Here is a 4132-nt window from a genome sequence, read left to right as displayed (position 1 = left end):
AAGCCCCGTCATTCATTTCCACGGCCTGTTGTTCTTCACCTGGTCTCTCTATTTCGTGATCCAGACGTGGCTCGCCGCCTCAGGCCGCATGGTCAATCACCGTGCGCTCGGCATAGCCGGCGTTTCGCTCGCGACCGCGATGACGATCTTCGGCTTCCTCGCCTCCGTCCATGTGATGCAGCATTCCGCGGCGCTCGGCCAGAAAGAGGCCGGCATCGCCTTCTCGATCGTGCCGATGAGCGGGATCGCGTTCTTCGCTGGTGTATTCGTGCTCGCGATCATGAACACGCGAAAGCCGGAGATTCACAAACGCCTGATGCTGCTCGCGGCGGTCTCCATCCTCGATGCCGCGATCGCGCGCTGGTTTCTCACTTTCCTCGCGCCTTCGGGACCGCCAGGGCCGCCGCCGGTGCCCGTCACCATCGCGCCCGCGATGGTCGCTTCGCTGCTGCTCGTCGTCGCCATGGTACGCGACTGGCGCACCGCGGGCCGAGTGCATCCAGTCTACATCACCGGCACGCTCGCGCTGCTGGCGGTGAAGGTGCTGAACTGGCCGATCAGCGAAACGGCGGCATGGCATTCATTCGCCGGCGGGATTCTGGCGCTGGCGCAATGATGTCGTCCTGGCGAAAGCCAGGACCCATTACCCCGAATGCCGAATGTTGAAGTAGCCGGAGCCGCCAGCCTTCGTCAAACTTCTCCCTGGGGTTATGGGTCCTAGATCAGCGCTCGTTACGCTCGCTTGTCCAGGACGACGGCGAACACGGAACGACGCCTAGGCCCCCGCCTTGCACGTGATCCCGCCGTCCACCACGAGCTCGATGCCCGTCACATATTTCGCTTCGTCCGAGGCCAGGAACAGCGCGGCGTTGGCGACGTCGAAAGCGTCGCCCATGTGGCCCATCGGCACTTGCGCATCGCGCGCCCGCCACATCGCTTCAACATCGCCCTTGGCATAGCTGTTCGCAAGACCTGCGGAATGTTCCACCATCGGCGTCTTCATCAGGCCGGGCAGGATCGCGTTGACGCGGACATGGTGGCGCGCGAACTCGATCGCGGTGGTGCGGGTCATCTGGTTCATCGCCGCCTTCGAGGTGCCGTACGTGACGTAGGAGATGCCGATGTGGCGGATCGAAGCGATCGAGGAGATGTTGATGATCGAGCCACCGCCCTGTTTCACCATCACGGGGATGACGTGCTTCATGGCGAAATAGGCGCTCTTGAGGTTGACGCTGAAGACCCGGTCCCAGCTTTCCTCGGTCACTTCGACCACGCTGCCCATCTCGGCGATGCCGACATTGTTGTCGAGCACGTCGATGCGGCCGTAGGCCTTGAGGCATGCCGCGACCATCGCCTCGACCTCGCGCGCATGCGAGACGTCGGCCGTGAACGCGCTCGCCTGGCCGCCTTCGTCCGCGATGATCTTCGCGGTCTCCTCGGCGGCCGCGCCGTTGCGATCGACGCAAAACACCTGCGCACCCTGGCGGGCAAAGGTGACCGCGGTGGCCTTGCCGTTGCCCCAACCAGGCCCGATCGAGCCGGCACCCACCACCATCGCAACCTTGCCCTTGAGCCGACCCATCGCGTGTCTCCCTTATTATTGTTCTTTGCAGACGATCATCTTTGTGACGTTAGCACCAATGGGATGACCGACAATCTCGGACAACGTCCGGCACTTGCCGTCATGGCATAGCCGCCATTCGCCAGCCGCGTCCGAATTGCCCAGCACGACCTCCGGCATCGGCGCGCGCGCGGGCCTCCATTGAAACCAGCCGTCGACGAGGCGCGCCTCGGGCGGCGGCTCCATGCCGGGGCCGGTGCCCTTCACGCGTGCCTGCACCAGTTCGAGCCCGGCGGGGGTGACGCGCCAGTCTTCCTGCCAGTCGACCTTCGCGATCGAATGCGTCCACACCAGTGTGAACGCGGACAGCGCCAGCGCCTTCAGGCCTGAGGCTGTGACGAGGCAGAGGCTCACACCGCCTCGACCGGCGCCGGCGGCCGCCGCCGCCACTGCCACAGCACGATCGCAGCGGCGAGCAGGAAGCCCGCGGTGTCGCTGAACGGGAAGTCGCCGAGCAGGCACAGCGCGGCACCGAGCGCGACCAAACGTTCGAGGAACGTCAGGCGCGTGAACAGGAATCCGATCGCGACCATGCCGAACAGCGCGATCGCCACCAGCGCCTTGACAGTCGCCAATGCCACCGCGCCGTAGAAGCCGAGCTTGGCCGCCATGGGATCGCCGCCCTGCAGCATCAGCGCCGGCGAATAGACGAAGATGAAGGGGATGACGTAGCCGGCGAGCGCGATGCGCATCGCCTCCCAGCCGATCTTGTCCGGATTCTCCTTCGCGATCGGTGCTGCGGCAAGCGCGGCCAGCGCCACCGGCGGCGAGAGGTCCGCCATGATGCCGTAATAGAACGCGAACATGTGGCTTGCGATCAGGGGCACACCCAGTTTGGCCAACGCGGGCGCCGCGAGCGCTGCCGTGATGATGTAGGTCGGGATGGTCGGGATGCCGGTGCCGAGCAGGATCGACAGCAGCATGGTCATGATCAGCGCCAGGAACAGGCTCTTCTCGCCGAGACCGATCACCCAGCCGCCGAAGATGGTGCCGACGCCGGTCTGCGACATCATGCCGATGATGACCCCGACGATGGCGCAGGCCATGCCGACGGTGATCGCGGATTTGGCGCTTTCAGCCAAGGCATCGCGGCAGGCGCGCAGGGCGGAAAATCCGCCACGCACGAACGCAGTGATCACGATCAGCGCGACGACGACGCCTGCGACCGGCACGATCTGAAGGCCGTCGCGCGAGAGCGCCGCGACGACGAGCGCGAGCCCGATCCAGAAGACATAGCGGATCGCCATCGAAGACGCGCCTGTCGTGATGGCGGTGCCAAGGATCAGCGCCACTGTGAGCGCGAGGCCCATGCTGCCGGCATAGAGCGGCGTAAAACCTTCGAACAGCATGTAGACCAGCGCCGCGAGCGGCAGCACGAGATACCAGCGCGTCACCAGGGCCTTCCAGGCGCTCGGAATCTCCGAGCGCTTCATGCCGGTGAGCCCGTGCTTGCCGGCCTCCAGATGCACCATCCAGAAGGCGGAGGCGAAATAGAGCATCGCGGGAATCGCGGCCGCCTTCACGATCTCAGAATATTGGACGCCGAGCGTCTCTGCCATGATGAAGGCGACCGCGCCCATCACCGGCGGCATGATCTGCCCACCCATCGACGCTGTCGCTTCGACGCCGGCCGCGAACGCGCGGCGATAGCCGAACCTGATCATCAGCGGAATCGTGAACTGGCCGACGGTGACGACGTTGGCGACGCCGGAGCCGGAGATCGTGCCCATCATGCCCGAGGCGAACACCGCGACCTTGGCCGGGCCGCCGCGGGTCCTGCCGAATAACCCAAGAGAAACGTCGGTGAAGAGCTGGATCATGCCGGCGCGCTCCAGGAACGAGCCGAACAGGATGAACAGGAAGATGTAGGTCGCCGAGACGTAGATCGGCACGCCGTAAAAACCTTCGGTGCCGAACGACAGATGCGTGACGATCTGGTCGAAATCATAGCCGCGATGGTTGAGCGGTGACGGCAGATACTGGCCGAAGAACCAGTAGACGAGACAGGCGCCGCACATCAGCGGGAGCGCTGCGCCCATCAGCCGCCGCGTGCCCTCGAAGATCAGGACGGCGAGCAGCGTGCCGACCACCAGATCGAGGCGCGTCGGATCGCCGTCACGTGCGATCAGATCCGCATAGAAGATCCATTGATAGAGCCCGCACAGAAAGCCCATGCCGCCGATCAGCCAGCCGATCGCGCGGCCGAAATCGCTTTTGGCGGTGAAGTTGCCGATCAGGCCGAAGGTGAGGAGAATGAGGAAGCCGACATGGACGCCGCGCACCACCTGGCTCGGCAGATAATTGAAGGCCGCGACATAAAGCTGGAAGATCGCGAAGGCGATGCCGATCCAGTAGGCGAGCGTGCCCCACCAGCCCGGGCCAAAGCCTTCCGGAAAACCGTGCTCGAAATTGTCGAACTCGACCTTGATGGGCTCTTGAGCGCCCTCTGCCTTCTCCAGCATTTCAACCCATCCCCAATCGTCGAGCGCTTATAGCATTGGCACGGTCCAT

At 64.4% G+C, this 4132-nt stretch carries 4 protein-coding genes; 1 reads left to right on the top strand and 3 read right to left on the bottom strand.

The features are described 5' to 3' along the window. Nucleotides 1–616 (top strand): hypothetical protein (locus IVB32_RS32480; RefSeq protein ID WP_247412687.1); only part of this gene is annotated, 616 nt, incomplete at its 5' end. Between the two features lie 159 nt (nucleotides 617–775). Here the strand turns inward: IVB32_RS32480 and IVB32_RS32475 are convergent. Genes IVB32_RS32475 through IVB32_RS32465 form a run of 3 tightly spaced genes read right to left on the bottom strand, consistent with a single transcriptional unit; the run spans nucleotide 776 to nucleotide 4083 of the window. Then, nucleotides 776–1582, bottom strand: coding sequence for a glucose 1-dehydrogenase (locus IVB32_RS32475; protein WP_247372348.1), 807 nt, complete (start codon nucleotides 1580–1582; stop codon nucleotides 776–778). 15 nt (nucleotides 1583–1597) lie between these two features. Beyond that, the gene (locus tag IVB32_RS32470; RefSeq protein ID WP_018453128.1) at nucleotides 1598–2011 is read right to left on the bottom strand and encodes a DUF1850 domain-containing protein; all 414 of its coding nucleotides are present in this window, start codon (nucleotides 2009–2011) and stop codon (nucleotides 1598–1600) included. Next, the gene (locus IVB32_RS32465; RefSeq protein ID WP_018453127.1) at nucleotides 1972–4083 is read right to left on the bottom strand and encodes a TRAP transporter permease; all 2112 of its coding nucleotides are present in this window, start codon (nucleotides 4081–4083) and stop codon (nucleotides 1972–1974) included. Before IVB32_RS32465 ends, IVB32_RS32470 begins: the two co-directional genes overlap by 40 nt. Between the last annotated feature and the right edge of the window lie 49 nt (nucleotides 4084–4132).

Origin of the sequence: Bradyrhizobium sp. 23, from assembly GCF_023073295.1 — a bacterium.
Classification (GTDB): domain Bacteria; phylum Pseudomonadota; class Alphaproteobacteria; order Rhizobiales; family Xanthobacteraceae; genus Bradyrhizobium; species Bradyrhizobium canariense_D.
Note: the sequence above shows the minus strand (reverse complement) of the source record. Positions and strands in the feature narration are given on the sequence as shown.

Excerpts from the sequence above, each read along its gene's own strand:
- IVB32_RS32475 (WP_247372348.1), bottom strand. The coding sequence starts at position 1,582 with ATGGGTCGGCTCAAGGGCAAGGTTGCGATGGTGGTGGGTGCCGGCTCG.
- IVB32_RS32465 (WP_018453127.1), bottom strand. The coding sequence starts at position 4,083 with ATGCTGGAGAAGGCAGAGGGCGCTCAAGAGCCCATCAAGGTCGAGTTC.